This is a genomic window from Streptomyces sp. NBC_00209 (genome assembly GCF_045206345.1).
GTDB lineage: Bacteria > Actinomycetota > Actinomycetes > Streptomycetales > Streptomycetaceae > Streptomyces.
Genome location: NZ_CP108121.1, coordinates 5,839,106 through 5,856,357, shown reverse-complemented (window position 1 = coordinate 5,856,357; position 17,252 = coordinate 5,839,106). Strand labels below are relative to the sequence as shown.

The 17,252-nt window shown below is 76.0% G+C and carries 10 protein-coding genes; 1 reads left to right on the top strand and 9 read right to left on the bottom strand.

Annotated features, from left to right (window positions below; genetic code table 11):
- Positions 1-19: 19 nt before the first annotated feature.
- Together OG867_RS26625 and OG867_RS26620 are read right to left on the bottom strand one after the other, a co-directional pair.
- Entirely contained in the window at positions 20-4,420 is a 4,401-nt protein-coding gene (locus tag OG867_RS26625; protein WP_406289093.1) for a tetratricopeptide repeat protein, read from the bottom strand.
- Positions 4,421-4,426: 6 nt separating this feature from the next.
- Entirely contained in the window at positions 4,427-4,747 is a 321-nt protein-coding gene (locus OG867_RS26620) for a CU044_2847 family protein (RefSeq protein ID WP_406289091.1), read from the bottom strand.
- A 120-nt stretch (positions 4,748-4,867) separates the two neighbouring features.
- Here OG867_RS26620 and OG867_RS26615 point away from each other — a divergent pair, with 120 nt between their 5' ends.
- Positions 4,868-5,860, top strand: coding sequence for a hypothetical protein (locus OG867_RS26615; RefSeq protein ID WP_406289089.1), 993 nt, complete (start codon positions 4,868-4,870; stop codon positions 5,858-5,860).
- Positions 5,861-5,926: 66 nt separating this feature from the next.
- Here OG867_RS26615 and OG867_RS26610 read toward each other — a convergent pair whose 3' ends face one another.
- The 7 genes from OG867_RS26610 to OG867_RS26580 are packed head-to-tail and all read right to left on the bottom strand — an operon-like array spanning position 5,927 to position 17,232.
- Positions 5,927-8,515, bottom strand: coding sequence for an ATP-binding protein (locus OG867_RS26610; protein ID WP_406289087.1), 2,589 nt, complete (start codon positions 8,513-8,515; stop codon positions 5,927-5,929).
- Positions 8,512-9,900, bottom strand: coding sequence for a hypothetical protein (locus OG867_RS26605; protein WP_406289084.1), 1,389 nt, complete (start codon positions 9,898-9,900; stop codon positions 8,512-8,514). The genes OG867_RS26610 and OG867_RS26605 overlap by 4 nt, the downstream gene beginning before the upstream one ends.
- On the bottom strand, positions 9,890-10,549 hold the full coding sequence (locus OG867_RS26600) for a 4Fe-4S single cluster domain-containing protein (protein ID WP_406289081.1): 660 nt from the start codon (positions 10,547-10,549) through the stop codon (positions 9,890-9,892). The genes OG867_RS26605 and OG867_RS26600 overlap by 11 nt, the downstream gene beginning before the upstream one ends.
- On the bottom strand, positions 10,546-12,102 hold the full coding sequence (locus OG867_RS26595) for a VWA domain-containing protein (protein ID WP_406289080.1): 1,557 nt from the start codon (positions 12,100-12,102) through the stop codon (positions 10,546-10,548). The genes OG867_RS26600 and OG867_RS26595 overlap by 4 nt, the downstream gene beginning before the upstream one ends.
- Positions 12,099-13,421, bottom strand: a complete 1,323-nt coding sequence (locus OG867_RS26590; RefSeq protein ID WP_406289077.1) for a hypothetical protein — start codon at positions 13,419-13,421, stop codon at positions 12,099-12,101. The genes OG867_RS26595 and OG867_RS26590 overlap by 4 nt, the downstream gene beginning before the upstream one ends.
- Positions 13,418-16,054: a hypothetical protein gene (locus tag OG867_RS26585; RefSeq protein WP_406289075.1), complete on the bottom strand. Its 2,637-nt coding sequence runs from the start codon at positions 16,052-16,054 to the stop codon at positions 13,418-13,420. The genes OG867_RS26590 and OG867_RS26585 overlap by 4 nt, the downstream gene beginning before the upstream one ends.
- Positions 16,051-17,232, bottom strand: coding sequence for a hypothetical protein (locus OG867_RS26580; protein ID WP_406289072.1), 1,182 nt, complete (start codon positions 17,230-17,232; stop codon positions 16,051-16,053). The genes OG867_RS26585 and OG867_RS26580 overlap by 4 nt, the downstream gene beginning before the upstream one ends.
- Positions 17,233-17,252 lie beyond the last annotated feature (20 nt).

Here is a 17,252-nt window from a genome sequence, read left to right as displayed (position 1 = left end):
GCAACAGGCCCACGGTTCCTCAGGAACCGTGGGCCTGTGTCGTTGTGCGGCCGGCCAGGCCGTACCAGAACGCGGCCTCCTCGTGGGCGCCCTCCGCGTCCGCCACATCGCCGAGCAGCGCGAGCAGCGTCGGCGGAAGCGGGTGCGGGGCGGCTGCGGGAGGTGCGGGGGCGGGCAGGGTGAGCGTCGGGCGGTCGGTGTCCGGGGGCGCGGTGCCGTCCATGACCGTCTCCTCCTCTTCCACCGTCACCAGGGGCCGGTAGATCTCCATGGCGCGCTCCCGTTGTCCCGCGCTGAGCAGCAGTTCCGCGTACGTCTGGCGGGCGCCGGTCTCCGTGTCGCCGTCGCCGGCGGCGCACTCGATGGCCGCCTCCAGCCAGGGGTACGCCTCCTCCGGACGGTTGTCCGCCGCCAGGACGCGGCCGAGCAGCAGCAGGGCCTGGGGGCGGTGCTCGGTGTCGTCGGAGCGGGCCAGCGGGAGCAGGACCTCCTCGGCCTCGGGGAGCAGGCCCAGGCGGAAGAGGGTGCTGCCGAGGTAGCGGCGGGCGAGCGGTTCGGTCTCCGGGTCGCCCGCGGCCAGGGCGTCCGTCAGGAGTGCGCGGGCCCGGTCCAGGTCGTTGACCGAGCGCCGGACGACGCCGAGCAGGGCGCCGATCCGGGGCGCGGTGTCCGGGCCTGCCAGTTCCAGGGCCGCTTCGAGCAGTTCGCCGGCCGTCTGGACCTCTCCGGTCTCCAGCAGGTATTCGCCGGCGCCGAGGTAGCCGGCGACGATGGCCTCCGCGTCGCCGGAGTCCTCCACCCGGACCAGGAGAGCCTGCGCGGCGTCCGGGTCGCGGTGCAGCAGCCGGACCGCGAGCCAGGCCCGGGCGACCTCGGTGACCTGGGAGGGTTCGCCGTCGACCACCGTGCGGACCAGGGCCTCGGCGGCCTCGTCCTCGCCGTCGGCGGCCAGGCACTTGGCGAGGTGGAAGCGGGCGAACTGGGAGGCGGCGCCCACGTCGGCGTCCGCGGCGGCCCGCAGCTGCTCGCGGCCCTCCTCCGGGCGTTCGTTGCCGAGGTGGACGACGCCGAGGACGCCGCGCGCCCATGCCTCGGCGCCCGGGTCGTCCGAGGCGGCGACCACCAGGAGGAGGCGTTCGGCCTCCTCGAAGTCGCCGTGGTCGGCGAGCATGACGGCCAGGTCCATGCGGGCGATCAGCGACCACTGGGGGTGACCGGAGTCGATGGCGACGCGGTAGGAGTGCTCGGCGTCCTCGAAGCGGCCCTCGCGCACCAGGAGGTCGCCGAGGAGGTCGGCCGCGCGGGGCCCCTGGTGCGGGTGGCCGGAGTCGATCACCGCGGTGAAGAGGTCCGCGGCCGCCTCCGCGCCGGCGCTGTCGCCCCGGGCCGCCTGGAGCAGGGCGAGTTCGATGCGGACGACCTGGGCCCAGTCGCGGTGGCCGGAGGCGACCGCGAGGCCGTACGCCTGCTCGGCGTCCTCGATGCGGCCCTCCCGGACGAGCAGGTCGCCGAGCGCGGCGGCGGCGAGCGGGGAGAGGCCGGGGTGGCGGGCCTCGATGACGGTGTCCAGCAGCGCGGCGGGCCGGTCCAGGCCCTCGCCGCCGCCGGCGAGCATCAGGGCCAGCTCGACCCGGGCCATGCCGCCCCACTCCGGGTGGCCGGTGGCGATGGCCCGCTCGAAGAACTCCTCGGCGGAGATCAGGTCGCCGTCGTTCGCGTACCACTCGGCGAGGCCGCAGAGCGCGCGCGGGCCCTGGGCCGGGTGGCCGGAGGCGGCGGCCTCGCGGAGGAGGTCCATGCCCTGGTCGATGAGCCCGCGCGGGCGCAGGGACACGGCGAGCAGGATCTTGGCGTACGGGATGAGGAGCGGGTTGCCCGAGCCGATCAAGGCGCGCAGGACCTCCCCCGCCTCCTCGTTGCGGCCCCGGACGATCAACAGCTCGCCGAGGCCCACCTGCGCCCGGGGCACGGCGTGGACACGTCCACCGGCCAGGGCGGAGCGCAGCAGTTCCTCGGCGCGGTCGACGTCGCCCTGGCTGACCAGCAGGGAGCCGAGGCTGGCCTGGGCGACCGAGGCGACCTGGCCGGCCATGGACTCGCCGACCGCGCGGGAGAGCGACCAGGGCTGCTCGACGGGTTCGGTGCGCCCGGCCGGGGCTCCGCCGGCGCGCATGGTGCCCTTGCCCTGGCCGCTGCCGGGGCGCTGTCCCGTACGCGCTCCGGCGGCGTCGCCGTCGGCGCCGCTGAGGACGCTCACCAGGCGGGCCTGGGCGAGCGGGGCGGCCTCGGTGTCGCCGGCCGCGACGATCGCCTCCAGGATGCGCTCGGCGCGTTCCTCCTCGCCGTCCGCGAAGAGCAGGGTGGCCAGGCCGACCTGGGCGACCTGGGAGAGCTGGGGGTCGCGGGCGGCGACGGCGCTCTCCAGGAGCCGGCGTGAGCGGTCGCGGTCCCCGTACATCATGAGCAGTTCGGCCAGGACGGCCCGGGCGAGCGGGACGACGCTGTCCACGGCGGATTCCGCGGCGCGTTCCAGGAGCCGGGCGGCCGCGTCGAAGTCGGCGAGGTAGAGGTGCATCTCGCCGAGCATGAGGGCGGCCCAGGCGGCGCTGTCGCGGTCGTCGGTGCCGTCCGCGATGCGTTCCAGGAGCCGTTCGGCGATCACTGCCTCGCCCCGGACGAGGGCGGTGTAGGCGCTGGGGAGGAGTGCGGCGGCGGGGCGGCGGTCGGCGAGGTACTTCCAGGCGAACCACGGGACCGGGGCGGACGGGTCGTCGTCGCGGCTGTCGAGGTACTCCGACAGGTACGGGGTGCCGGTGTAGCCGCCGGGTCCGGGGGTGCGGTGGACGAGCGCGATCGTGCCGGCGACCGGTTCGCGGGCCCAGGCCAGGGCGGTGCGGAAAGTGGCGTCGTCGGCGTCGAGCGCGGGGTGGTGCTCGGCCAGGTAGCCGGCGAAGAGCTCGCGCAGGACGGCGTCCGGGACCGGGTCGTTGACGCCCATGCGCATCCAGTCGGCGGCGGCCCGGGCCAGGGCCCAGCCGGCCGGGCAGCTCTCGGCGCCGTCGGTGAAGCGCCGCTCCAGGCTGGGGGCGGCGACCATGAGTTCGCCGATGCCCCGGGCCGCGAAGTCCTCGCCCGGGTACATCTCCTGGGCCGCCTCCGCGTCCTGGGGGCCCAGCAGGGTGGGCAGTTCGACGGTGCTCGCCTTGTCGATGACGGTGCGGGCGATGCGGCCGACGTCGTTCTCCATGGCGGTCAGCGCGGCCCGCTGCTTGGCGGGGATGGTCGCCACGATCGTCACGGCGGGCTGCCTGCGGGCCAGCCGGTCCAGGATCTGGAGGTCGAGGCCGCCCGGGTGGAGGTAGCGGTGCAGGTCGTCGAGCCAGAGCATCACCCGGTCGGAGCCGGTGGGCAGGCTGAGGCGGCTGAGGTCGTCCAGGGTCCGGCGGGCCGGGTCGCCGGGGCGCGGCACGACGAGCCGGGCGTCCGGCATGGCCCGGGCCAGCGCCTCGTACAGGGTGCGGGACTTGCCCGCCTTGGAGCGCCCGGCGAGCAGCACGAACCGTCTGGCGGTGAGGAGTTCGGCGAGCCGGCCGTCCTGGGGGCTGCGGCACACGTAGGGGGCGCGGGCGGAGCCGCCCCGGTCCGGGTCGCTGTATTTGGAGCGGCAGACGCCGATGTCGTACGGGTCCACCTCGGCCACCCTCGGGATGCGGCCGTCCTCGGTGAGCGGGGTCCACAGCAGGGCCTCAAGGCGGTCGCGGACCTCGGTCGTCGTCATGTCGCGGACGAGGGGGCCGAGTCCGGGCCAGTAGCGGGCCAGGGCCTCCGCCTTGATCGCGTAGGCGGTGCGCCGGTCGACGGAGGTCACCGAGTCGCGGGCGACGAGCATGCCGACGACGCCCTGCCGGTCGACGTCCCAGACCGGGCCGCCCGAGAACCCCTTCTCCAGGCCCCAGCCGGTGTGCGGGCCCGCCTCCACCTGGATCCACTCGCTGCCGGCGTGGCCGATGATCTCGCCGCGGACCGGGACGCCCCGGCGCTTGTGCTCCTCGGGGTAGCCGTAGGCGCGGAAGCGGTGGTCCCAGGTGCCGGGGCCGGTGGTGCGGAGCGGGGCGGGCAGGGCCTCGGGGGGTGCGGGCGCGGCGAGTTCGAGGACGGCGACGTCGCCCGTGCCGTCGCCGGTGTCCGGGTGCCAGCCGCCGGGGACGACCGTCGCGGGCAGCGGGTCGTGCGGGGCGGCGTGCTGGAACCGTACGTAGACCGGCCGGGCGGGCGGCTCCGGGGCCCGGCCGGGGCCGACGACGTGGGCGCAGGTCACGATGTGGCGCGGGGTGACGAGGAATCCGGCGCCCACCGGGTCGCCGTGCTCGGTCCTGCGTACGCTGACCAGCCAGGGCGGGCGTTCCCAGTCCGGCGACACCGGAGGTCAGTCCGCCTGGGGGCGGTTCCAGGAGACCTTGACCGCGAAGTGCCCCTCGATCGCGGTCTTGGCGATCACCACGCCGGACTCGGCGTTGAACTTCATGCCGAACTCGATCTCGTACGCGTCCGGCCCGAGCGCGCGCACGGACTCCAGCACGGAGCGGAGGGCGGGGCGGGTCTGGGCGAGCGCGTCCTCCAGCCGCCGGCCGGCGCGTACGACCTCGCCGGAGTCGCGCGCGATGCGTTCGAGTCCGGGGGCGTCGTCGGGCACCTCGACCTGGAGCGAGGCGCCGTCCGGCCCCTCGAAGGACACGACTTCCGGCATGAAGTCCCCCTGCGTTCGGGTGGGTTGTGGGTCGATCGTATCGGCCGGGACGGACCCCGCGTGGGCGTTTCGAGTGATGTGATGATGGTGCGGATGTGCAGCCGGGGGACGGAGAGGGTCGTGTACGAGGCCACGGAGGAGATCACCGCCGCGCTGTCGGGGGCCGGGGCGGACGGCCCGGAGGCGGAGGTGGCGCTGCGGGTCCTCGGCCTGGCCTTCCGGTGGGCGGGGGCGGCGCTGGGCCGGGTCGACGGCGGGGAGAGCGGTACGCAGGCCCTTGAGGCGCTGTTCCTGCTGGAGGACGCGCTCATGGAGTCCGGGGCCTTGGCCGAGGCGCTTCCGGGGCTGCTGGCGGCGGCGATGCCGGGCGAGGCGTTCGGCGGCGGTACGGAGGAGCTGATGCGCCGGCTGGCCGTCGTACGCGAACGGGTCCGGGAGGAGCGCGAGCGGACCGATCTCGCGCACGCCGCACTGGAGAAGCTGGCGGCGGCCGAGGACGCGTTGCGGGACCGGCTCGCCGAGCACGAGGCGCTGCGCCGCCAGGTGGACGAGTTGCGGAGGCTGGAGCGGCTGGTGCTCGCCCTGGACGCGCTCCAGGAGCAGCAGGAGGTCATCGCGGAGCGGCTGGCCGCGTTGCGCGGGCGGGACGCGGGGGTCGAGGGGACGCTGCGGACCAGCAGCGACGCGCTGGTCCGGCTCTCCGAGGACCGGCTCGCGGCCCTGGCCCCGCGCACCCGGGAGGTCCTGGAGCGGGCCGGGGCGGCGCAGCGCGCGCTGGCCGAGGAGGAGCGGGTGCACGGCGACGCGGCGGCGGACCTCGCGGAGCGGCAGGCCCGGCTTGAGCACATCCGGGAGGCGCAGGGCGACCGGGTCGCCTCGCTGCGGCGGTACGCGGCGGTGGACCGCGACCTGGCGGGCGCGCTGGCGGCGCCCGGGGGCGCGCCGGAGGGCGCGGTGGCGCCGGAGCACCGGGTGGCGCTGGCCGAGGTGGCGGCGGCGACGGAGGAGATGGAACGGCGGCTGGGCGCGGCGGACGAGGCGCTGGGGCGCGTACTGGCGGAACGGGACGCGCGGGACCGGGGCGGGAAGTCGGTGGTGCACCGGACGCCGTGAGGGGCGCCGGACGCGGTGTGCCCCGGCGCGGCGCGCGGTGTGCGCCGGCCGGGGTGCCGCGCCCCGTCAGAGCGGCGGAGCCGGTACGTCCTCCGGCAGGAACCGGCTGAAGGTCCCGGGCTCGGCCCCCTCGCCTGCCCGGGCGAAGCGGGCGGCCAGGCGGGATTCCATGAGTTCCAGGAGTTTGCGGACCGTCCGGGCGTTGCCGAAGCCCGCCGGGTCGGCGCGGCGGGTCGCGGCCAGCCACTCCCCCGCGTGGCGGGGCACCTCGGGGTGCAGGGTGTAGCCCTGCCCCTCGGCCATCCGGCGCAGGATCTCCAGGAGGTCGTCCGGTCCGTAGTGCGGGAAGGGGACGTGCTCGGTGAAGCGGGACGGCAGGCCGGAGTTGGCGTTGAGGAAGGCGTCCATCTCACGGGGGTAGCCGGCGACGATCACGGAGAGCCGGCCGCGCCACTGCTCCATCTCCAGGACCAGGGTGTCGATCGCCTCCTGCCCGTACCCTCCGCGCACGTCGTGGGCCAGGCTGTACGCCTCGTCGATGAACAGCACCCCGTCCAGGGCGTCCTGCACGGCCTGGCGGACCAGCCGGGCGGTCTCGCCGAGATAGGCGCCGACCAGGGTCGCCCGGCTCGCCTGCACCACGTGCCCCTTGCGCAGCAGGCCCAGGTCGCGGAAGAGGGTGCCGACGAGCCGGGCGACGGAGGTCTTCCCGGTCCCGGGCGGCCCGGCGAACACCAGGTGCGGGGGTGTCAGCTCGCCGGTGCCGTGGGCCTGGCGCAGCCGCTGCCGGTTGGCGAGGCCGGTCAGCACCTCGCGGACCGGGCCGAGGCCCACGTACGCGTCCAGCTCGGCGAGGAGCCGCGCGGGGTCGGGCGCGGGGCGTTCCAGGTAGTCCCGGTAGCGCTCGGGCAGGTCGTCGGGGACGACGGGTTCGTCCACCCGGCGGCGTACCCGGTGGGACCAGCGGGTGAAGACGGCGTCGGCGAGGGTGCGCATCTCGCGGGCGTTGCCGAAGGACCCGTCGCGGGTGCGGTGCATCCCGGTGACGATCCGCAGGAGCTGGGACTCCGTCTCGGGGGCGGGCCGGGCCCCGCGCTCGCGGAGTCGGCCGAGCGCGATGGTGTGCAGGGCGGGCGGCGGGTAGTCGGGGAAGCGGAGGATGTTGTCCTCGGCGATCCGGCTCCTCAGGCCGGGGTTGGCGTCCAGGAACTCGGTCATCTTGTCGGGGTATCCGGCGACGATCAGGACCAGCCGGCCCCGGTCGTTCTCCATGCGGGTCAGGAGGGTCTGGATGGCCTCGTGGCCGAATCCGTCGCGCTGGTCGCTCAGCCCGTACGCCTCGTCGATGAACAGCACCCCGTCCAGGGCCCGGTCGATGGTGGCGTCGGTGAGCCCGGCCGTCCCGCCGACGTATCCGGAGACCAGGTCGCTCATCTTCGCCTCGACCAGATGGCCCCGCTCCAGGAGTCCGAGGTCGCGGTAGATCTCGCCGACGAGCCGGGCCACCGTGGTCTTACCGGTGCCCGGGTTGCCGGTGAACGCGAGGTGCAGGGAGGGCGGTTCGCAGACGCCGGCCCGGCCGCCCGCGCGCAGCGCCTCCGCCGTCTCGACCTCGGCCCGCAACTGCTCGAAGCGGTCCCGCACCACGTCGAGCCCCGGCATGGCCGTCAGCCGGTCCCAGGGGCTGCGGGGGTCGCCCGCGGTGGCGCCGGGGAAGGCGTCGCGTACGGCCGCCGGGCCGAGGACGGCACCCGGGGTGCCGGCCAGCTGCTCCAGCCACGCCTGCCAGGCGCGTGCCGTGCGGGGGTGGCTGCCCATCGCCTTGACGACGGTGTCCATTTCCCGCCAGTCCCCGACGCGGAGTCCGGTGCGCAGCCGTACGGTGTGGATGAGCCGCTCGACCTCGGCGGCGGGCGGGTGCCCGATCCTGGCGGTGCCGGGGCGGCCCGGGGTGGCGGCCTGCTGGCGGGTCAGGGCCTCCAGGACCGGGTAGGCGTGGCACGACTCCACGAACCGGGCCACCTCGTCCAGGCCGGACCGGCGGAAGACCATCAGCCACAGGTTGCCGTTGCCGTGGTCGTCGGTCCAGGCGTCCATGGCGCCGGCCAGTTCGCGCTGGGCGCGGTAGTGGAGCAGGGTGCCCTCGGCGTGCGCGAAGACGACGGCCGTACGGTGTTGGCGCTGCGTCAGATAGCCCTTCAGGGTCATCACGGCGAACGGGTCGCTGACCCCGGGCGCGGGGCCGGGCGCGGGCAGCGGCGCGCTGTCCGCGCGGGGCGCGGCGCCGGTGACCCGGAGGTTTCCCATCGGCCCGCGCATCCCCGGCGTACGCATGAGGGGGCGCCCCGTGCCGCCGCCCGTGCGCGGGCCGGATGTGCGGCCGCCGGGGCGGGACAGGTCGCGCGACGCGGTGTCCCGGAAGTAGACGGGGTGGTCGGTGGAGCTGAAGACGATGCGCTCGTAGCCCTCGGCGCGCAGCAGCCGCCACAGCGCCTCCTCCAGCCGGCAGACCTGGTGGGCGGTGTCCACGAAGACGTCGCCGGCGCCGGGCCCGTAGAGGATCGTGAACGGTTCGCCGCCGCGCAGGGCCGCCGGGTCGAGGCGTTGCACGACCGGTGCGGCGGCGGGGCGGGGCGGCTTGTCCAGCCGGGTCATGCGCCGCTCCCCGTCCCCCTCCGCCGGGCCTGCTCCCCGCGCTGCCGGTGGGCCTCGATGTCCAGGAAGCCGCGGTCGGGGGTGCCGGGTTCGGCCTCGGGGGCGGCCGGGGCGGCCCGGCCGTCCTCGGCGAGGGCCTGGCGGACGGCCTCGGCGCGGTCGCGGAGCTGGTCCTCGGAGGTGATGTCGTAGTCGTAGGAGAGGACCCGGACGACCTGTTCGCCGGAGTCGGGGGCGGCCTGCGAGATGTCGAGGACGATCTCGTTGCCGTTCTCGTGGCGCAGCTTGGCGTAGTACGAGCCCCGGGGGTCGGCGTTCTCGTACTCGCCGTCCACGAAGTCGTAGTAGGCGAGCCTGCTCAGGCTGTGGGCCACGGTGTCGGCCAGGTTCACCCGGAGCTGCGAGGCGAGGTGGCGCATCGTCGCCCGACCCACGGTGTCGCCGAGCTCGTCCTCCAGACGGGGTGCCTCGCGGTCGCGCAGGCCGAGGAGTTCGTCGGTGCCCGTGGCGTCGTCGCGGGCGCGGGCCAGGGTCTCGGCGGCCTCGGTGCGCAGCCGGTCCCAGTCGCCCTCGGACCAGTAGGCGACGTCCACGGTGTAGTCGGGCAGGACGGCGCCGTCGGGTCCGGTGACGGGCTGTTCGCGGCTGCCCTCGATCGCGCCGGCCACGGTGGCCAGGGCGTCGATGGCGGCCAGCTGGGCGGTGCAGCGCTCCAGTTCGCGCTGTTCGGTGTCGGCGCGCAGCTCGCTCAGGGAGTGGCAGATCTCCTGGACGAGGGCGAGTGCGGCGTCGAACCTGCCCTCGGCGGCGTTCTGTTCGGCGGTGGTGAGCCGGCCGGTGAGGCGGTCCAGCTCGCCCGGTGCGTAGCGCTCGTGCAGCCCGCCCTCGGTGAGGTCGGCGGCCAGGGCGCGGGCGTCGGCGATCCAGCTGCGTGCCGTGCGGTCCGCCCGGGCCCGGTCCTCGGTGTGTGCGCCGATCTCCCGGGCCAGCCGGGCGGTTTCGGCGCGGCGTTCGGCGCGTTCCCCGGCGATGGCCCGGCGGGTCCGTTCCTGCTGGTCGGCGAGGTGCTGCCGGGTCTCCTCGCGGATCTGCCCGGCGGACGCGGCGAGCGCCCCGCGCACCTCGGCGGCCTGCTCGCGGAGCCGGCGCGCGGTGTCGGCCTCAAGGCGGCGGGTCTGCTCGCTGAGGCCCTGGACGACCGCGTCGTGCCGCTGCTGACGCTCCTCGACGCGTGAGAAGACCCGGTCCAGGTCCTCGCCCGTCCTGCGGCGGACCTCCTCGATGAGGTCGGGGATGTTGCGCTGGACGTCCTTGAGCTGCTGGGCCTTGCGCTGGATGCGGTACCACTCGGACTCGTCGACCTGGATGCGCTTCCTACCGCTCATCGTGTTCCTGTCCTCTCACGGGGATCGTGGTACGGGTGCGGACCGCGTCGACCGCGAGGTCGAAGGCGTCCAGCAGGCCGGGTGGCGGTACGCCGATGAGCAGGGCCTCCGGGCCGTTGACGGCGATCTCGGCGGACCGGGTGCGGTGCTCGAAGTCGTAACCGGTGTCCGCGAGGCGTCCGGTGAGGTGGTGGACGCGCTGGTTGGTGCTGCCGCGCAGCCCGCGTCCGTCGTCCAGGGCGGCCACGTACACGCCGTCGACCAGGACGTCCACCTCGGCCAGGAGCGCGCCGACGCCGGGGCCCGGGGGCCGGGCGCGGAGCCGTTCGAGCCGGTGCCCGGTGAAGCAGATCACCGTCACGTCGCGGATCTCCCGGGCGCGCCGGGCCACTTCGGCGAGGCCGGCCGCCTGGGCCATCGGCTCGCCCCCGGAGAAGGTCAGTCCGGTCACCCGGGCGTCGGCCAGCAGCTCCCGGGCCAGCTCCGCCGGTGCTGCCTGCCGGGCGGGCCGGAAGGGGATCCAGTCGGGGGCCATGCAGCCGGCGCAGCTGAACGGGCAGCCCTGGACCCAGAGCGCGGACCGCACACCGGGCCCGAGCGCCTCGGTGCCGACGCGGGTGGCGGCCACGTTGAGGGCGGTCCCGGTCATCCGGGCCATCCGGGGACGGGGGCCTGGCCGGGCGCGTCCAGGTAGGTGAAGGAGACCCCGCTGACGACGACTTCGGCGCCGGGTGCGCAGACCGCGCCGCTCTCGCGGGCGGCGGTGCCGTCCGGCGAGAACCGGATGCGCAGATCGGTGCGGGGGCCCTCGCGGGTGGACCTGCGCCTGCCGTGCACGGTGCCCCGGCCGCCGGCCGAGGCGGGGCGAAGGGCCATCCGGCGGCCGCGCAGCTCGATGCGTTCGGGCAGGGGGCCGCCGAAGGGGGTGGCCAGCAGGAGCACGCCCCGCAGCGGCGGGCGGTTGGTCCGCCGCCAGATCAGCCAGCCGGCGAGGACGAGGACGACGAGCCCGGCGGCCAGGACGGGCAGGAACACGGCGGAGCCCACATCGGCCCGCAGCGGCAGGTCCGTCCGCTGGACGCGTATCGCCGCCGGGGTCCTGAGCTGGATGTCGGGGGCGAGGGGCCGCTGCCAGCTGGAGGTGACCCTGCCGGCCAGGTGGAAGGTGGCCGTGGCGTTCTCGGTGCGGCGGTAGGGCAGGGCGCCGCCGGAGAGCCGGCCGCGCAGTCGGAGGGTGTACGTCTTCGACTCGCCCGGTTCCAGGGCGAGCCGGGCGGGCAGTCCGCCGACGGTCAGGTCCGGGCCGGTGACGGAGGCGCGCAGCCCGGTGACGGTGAGGGGGACGTGGGCGGTGGCCGAGCGCAGGGTGAGTTTCCTGGTGGCGGAGCCGTCGCCGAGGTCGGGCGTGTCGCCGTCCTGCCAGGTGGCGGTGACGCCCTTGCCGATGTCGGGGGCGAGGAGCCGCGCGGCCTTGCGGGCCCGGGTGCGTTCGCCGGCCCTGGCCAGGTAGGCGCCGAGGTCCTGGATGCCGTCGGGGCGCAGGACGGTGGTGTCGGGGACGACGTTCGCGAGGAGGCCGGCGCCGGTCGCGCCGCCGCCGAGGGGGATGGCGTATCCGGCGAGTTCGGTCCGGCCGGCGACCCCCTTGGCCCGCTTCGTGAGCGCGTCCCAGGCGGGGCCGGACGCCTTGGGGTAGCGGGAGTGGGCGGCGGGGCGGTGCTCGCCGTCGGTGAGCAGGACGACCGAGGCGACCGGGGACGCGTCGTCGCGGGCCACCTCCTTCAGGGCGGCGTCCAGGGCGGCGCCGATGTCGGTGTCGCCGTCCTTGGTGGGCGCGGCCGGGAGCGCGGCGATGATCTTCGAGGTGTCGCCGGCCGGGCCCACGTACCGCGCTTCGGTGCGGGAGTCGAAGGTGAACAGCGCGACGTGGTCCTCGGGGGTGAGCCCGTCCAGGAAGGGGCGCAGCGTCGCGCGGACGGTGTCGTACCGGCCCTCCCGCGTCATGGAGCCGGAGGTGTCCACGAGGATCGCGTAGTCGGCCGGTTCCCGATCCAGTTGGAGCGCCCGGTATATCCCGGAGCGGGTGGGGTCCGGGGCGGCGGGCGCGGCCTCGGCGGGGACGGCCGGGAGCGCGGCGAGGAGCGCGGCGGTGAGCAGCGCGGCGCAGCGCCGGAGCGACCGCGCGGGGGCGGTGTGGTTCACGGGCCCACTTCCTTGGAGTCGGTGCCGATGTCGGCCGGCAGGGTGCCCAGCGGGAACGCTCCGGGCGGTCCGGCGCCGAGGGGGTGCAGGACCAGGGCCGCCGTCCCGTCGACGGCGAGCCGGACGCCCACGTGGAAGCGGTCCGTCTCGCCGCTGCCGGGCAGGGTGAGGGGGCTGAGGGGGGCGCCGGCGCCGCTCGCGGGGTCGGTCACCCGCACCCGCACCGGGCGGCCGGGCGCGGTGCGGACGCCGACGCGCCGCCCGTCGGCCTCGGCGTAGACGGGGGGTCCGCCGGGTTCCAGCGTTCCGGCGGCGCTGATCAGCAGTTCCCGGTCCGTGGGGCGGCCGGCCTCGGTGCGGTGGGCGCCGATCCACAGCTCGTACGGGTAGCGGTCGGCCGGGTCGACGCGTCCTGCGGCGACGAGCGCGGCGCCGAGGACCGCCGCATGGGCCGGGTCGGTGCCGTCGGGGAACGCGGTGAGCGGCAGCCCTGCGGCGTCCAGGTGGGGGCGGAGGGGGCCGAAGCGGGCGACGCCGCCGGCCAGGGCGAGCGGGGCGGTCCGGGCGGGGCCCAGCGCCTCGGCGAGCGCCCGGTCGAGGCCGTCGGTGAGCAGCGGCAGCGCGGCGCGGACCGTGCCGGCGGTGACGGGGCGGCCCGCGATGTGGTGGACGGCGGTGGTCTCGAAGCGTGCGGGGTCGCGGGCGGCCCGGTCGAGGACGAGGGCGAGGCGGCGGCCGGCGCCCGGCTCGGCCCGGACGGCGGCCAGGGCGCGGCGGGTGTCGTCGTCGGGGGTGAGCCCGGACCGGGTGAGGAGGGCCGCGTCGAAGCCGGCGCCGTAGCCGTCGTCGGGGGCGTTCCGGGAGGCGGCGGCGACGGCCACCGCGCCGGGTGTCACGACGCACACGGACACCTCGGCGGCGGCCGCGCCGAGGTCGCACACCGCGTAGCGGCCGGGCGCGAGGCCGCCGGTGTGCCGGAGCAGGGCGAGCACCGCGTGCGGGGTGGCGAGGGTGCGCACGTCGGGGGCCGGTCCCCGGGCGTGCGCGGTGGTGAGGGCTTCGGCGGCGCGGCGCGCGTGGCCGGCCCGGTCGTGCTGCGGGACGACGACGAGCAGCCGGGCCGGGGCGTCGTGGTGCCGGAGGTAGGCGTCGTACGCGGTGCGCAGGGCGGCGGCCCGGTCGCCGCGCGCCGCCTCGGGCACGGGCAGGCCCTCGCCGGGCACCGCGCCCGGCAGTCCGACCGGTTCGGGGCCGCCGCCGGGTGCGAGGCGGGCGAGGCGCACGTACCGCGATCCGGCGTCGATCGCGAGCGCCGTCATCCGTCCCCCCGTTTCTTGAACCGGAACCCCCACCGGGACGAGCGCTCCTCCTGGTACGCGGAGGCGGGCGGGTAGGCGGGGTGGCCGTCGGGCCTCCGGGGCGGGGCGCCCTGGGGGCCGTCGGCGGCGGAGGGCTGCGGTTGGGGGTCGGACGGCGGGGCGGCGGGCGGGAAGGGGCGGTGCTGGTACGGGCCGGGGGGCGGGGCGGTCTGCGCGGGGGCGCTGAGGGCGCCGATGATCCGGCGGTGGCGGACCTCCTCGCGGTTGCTGTGGCGGACGAGACGGGCGCACAGCTCGCCGTACCGGGCGTCCCGGCCCAGCGCCTGGTACACCGCGAGGCCCATGGCGGGCCGCTGCCGGTCGAGTTCCGTGGTCAGCGTGTAGCCGAACGCGGAGCCGTAGTCGCTGACGAGGGCGGCGATCTCGTCCAGCAGACGGCCGGTGACCGTGGGCTGCGGGCAGCCGCTGATGATGATCCTGGCCAGTTCGTCCAGCTCCGCCCGGGCGTTGACGGCCAGCCGCAGCCGCTGGACCGCCCGGTGCCAGCCGAGCCCCTTGTATTCCAGTTCGTTGACCAGGTCGGTGGGGAGGTCGAGGTCGAGCCAGTGGGCGTAGTCGGGGGCCATCAGCCGCCGGGCCAGGCCCTCACCGACGGTGGTGGTGATGCTGGGCCGCTGTTTCATCCAGCGGGTGAGGACGGGCCAGCCGTGCGCGAGGTCCGGCCGGTCCCCGAGGAGGGCCGCGATCACCTCGTCGCGCAGGGCGGGGTCGCCGTCGGTGCGGGCCACGAGCGTGTCGGTGTACCGGTCCAGGGCGGGGGCCCCGTCGGTGATGCCGCGCAGCCGGGGCAGCGCGGCCGCCGGACGGAATCCTGGGTCCGCCGCCCGGCCGATGAGCCACAGCAGGTCCGCGTCGGCGGCGGGGCCCGGCGGGAGCCCGGGCGCTCCGGGGCGGGCCAGCTCGTCGAGCAGCGCGAGGAGTTCGGCCTGCCGGCCGGACCGCAGGACGCCTCGCAGGACGGGCCACAGCGGGCCGATGACGCCCGGCTGCCCGTGGTCGCGGGCGGTCTCCAGGGCGATGCGCCAGGCTTCCTCGTTGTCCCCGACGAACGCGGTGGCGTCGGCCTCGGTGGCGCCGGCGGCCGCACGGTGGCCGGTGAGCGCGCCGGCGAAGCGCAGCCAGCCGGGGACCGGGCCGTTCCCGGGCTCGGTGGCGAGGGCCAGCAGGCGGTCCAGCGGAGCCGGTTCGCAGGGCCGGTTGCCGAACAGCCCCCGCACCCAGGCGCGTCCGGCCGCCGGGACGCCGGTCAGGACCCGGTCGACCGCGTCGGTGGAGTACCCGAAGTTCTTCTCCACCAGGTACACGAGCTGCCCCACCCAGACGGGGTCATGGCCAGGTGCGGTGGCCAGGGTGGTGAAGAGCCTGCCGAATGCCCCGGAGTTCGCCGCCCCCTCCAGACCGCGCAGCAGTCCCAGGTACTCCACGGCCTTGCCGTAGGTCTCCTGGGAGGCGGGCGGCGCCAGGACCGCGGCGGCCAGCAGGTCCGGGACCTGCGGGGTCCAGTGGCGGGTCAGCACGGCCGCCGCGGTGCCGCCGTCGGCGTGCCCGGCGCTGTCGGCGAGGAAGCGGACGAGCTCCAGCCGACGTTGCTCGTCCAGGGCCTCCAGGGCGTGCAGAGCGAGCAGCCGCCCGACGTCCTCCGCCTGGCCCCGTCCCTGCCGGACCGCGTCCAGCACGGAGTCGAGGAGGTCGAGTTCGCCCAGGAGGCGCACCGCGCCGGCGCCCGCGCGCAGCGGGACGGGGGCGGTGGCGGCGAGGAGGTGGGCGACGACGTCGGCGGTCGACTCCCGCTTGGCGCGTACCCGTAGCAGCTCGGCGAGATACCGACGGGCCGTGTCGCCGCCCGGGGCGGGCGGCCGGCCGGTGGCGAGCGGGGTCTCCAGCTGCCCGCTGCGCGCGGACCCGGCGAACACCAGTCGCAGCGCGTGCTCGGTCTTCCCGGCCCAGGTGGCGCCGCTGAGCCAGGTGCGGCAGCCGTACGGCAGCAGGGCGCAGACCGCGTCGAGGACCCGGACCCGTTCATCGATGCCCGGGAGGGTGGCGCCGCGCGGGGCGGTGATGACGAGGTGGCGGCCGTCCAGGAGGAGGGCGGCCATTCCGGCGGCCCACTCGAAGCCCAGCCGGTCGATGGTGTCGGCGAGTTCGGCGGCGGGGGTGCGCTCGGCGTGCAGGACGGCCTCCGCGCCGGGCAGGGCCCCGGTGCGGGCGGCGGCCCGGTCGAGGGAGGTCCACGTCACCCCGGCCCGGGCGGCCGGCTGCCATTCGGTGAGCAGCAGCCGCCAGGTGTAACTGGGCGTGTCGGTGCCGTCCTTGGAACCGTCCCAGGTGGTGTCGACCACCGCGCAGACCGGCCGGTCCTCGCCGTCCGCGGTGCTGAGGAAGACCCGCCAGGGCAGGCCGCCGGCCGGATCGCGGCCGTCCGGGGTGCCGGTGGTGGCGCTCCACAGGTAGCGCTGGGCCCTGTCCCGCGGCAGGCTGCCGTCCAGTACCTCGTACCCCATGATGCGACCGGGCCGCTTGCCCAGCACGGCCCAGTCGGCGGGCAGCGGGACCGCGCCCGGGCCCTCGCTCACCGCTGCCACAGCTTCGAGCCGCCGGACCGGATGCGCTTTTCGAGGTCGATCAGCGGTTCCAGCACGTTGATGGGCACGGGCGAGGTGCAGATGCGGCGGACGCCGTCCACGACCTCGACGTTCAGGTAGTTGCGGTAGTCGAAGACGTTCTGCGGGTTGAGCCGGAAGCCGATGGCGGAGGTCGCGTAGTACGAGATGCGCGTCGGGTGGAAGAAGTTGGCCAGGCCGTCGCGCACCAGGCGGGCGCTGGCGCCGCGCACGTCGTCGCACATCCACTGGAAGAAGCGGTCCGCCTGGTGGCCGGGGACGCGCGGCAGCCGGTTGCCCTCCTGGCTCTGTGTCACCCAGCCCGCCTCCACGGCCGGGCGGAACACCTCGGGGTTGTCGAACTTGGTGATGCAGACCGAGACGTGGTGGGGCAGCCGGTTGCGGTGGAGCTTTCCGGCGTCCCGGACCCGGGCGTTGAGCTCGGTGAGCATCGAGTAGAGGAAGTTGAGCCCCTCCCCGGCCCGCTGGCTGTCGAGCAGCGGGTCGAAGAGGTAGATCAGCCCCTGGGAGCGGGCCAGCTGGTCGAGGACCCTGGGCCGCAGGGCGTTGGCCTCGTCGCCCCGGAACGCCTCGCCGGTGACGTCCTGGACCTCCAGGATGAATCCGGTCTCCCGGTTCCTCCGGAACGGCCCCGCCGTCGGCTCGTCCCCCTGGAAGGACCAGGACAGGGGCTGGAGGCCCACGGTCGCGTCCGGGAACCGGCGCTGGATCGCCAGCTGGGTGACGCCGTCGTTGAGGAATTCGATGGACTCCGGGTTCATCCCGCCGATGACCCAGTTGGAGCGGCTGTGGCGCTGCTGCTGCATCGCCGCGATGGCCATCGAGGCGAGGTAGGTCGTCTTGCCGGAGCGGGGCGCCCCCCACAGCCCGATGCGGACGCGGTCGGACGCCGGGTTCTCCACTCCGGTGGGGGCGACCGGGATCGGCAGGGGTTCGAGATGCCCGTCGGCCGAGGGGTACGAGGACGGCCCCGGGCCGTACGCGGCGGTGGTGTCGGGCTGCGGGGGCAGGCTGCCCCAGGGGGCGGTGGTGGCGTCGGGGTCGGAGGACGAGGCGGTGTGACCCGGCGGTTCGGAGGGCCCGACGGCGTCCTCGGGGGGCTCGTTGGGGTCGTAGTACGGATCGGTCATGTGTCTCTCCTCGTACCGGA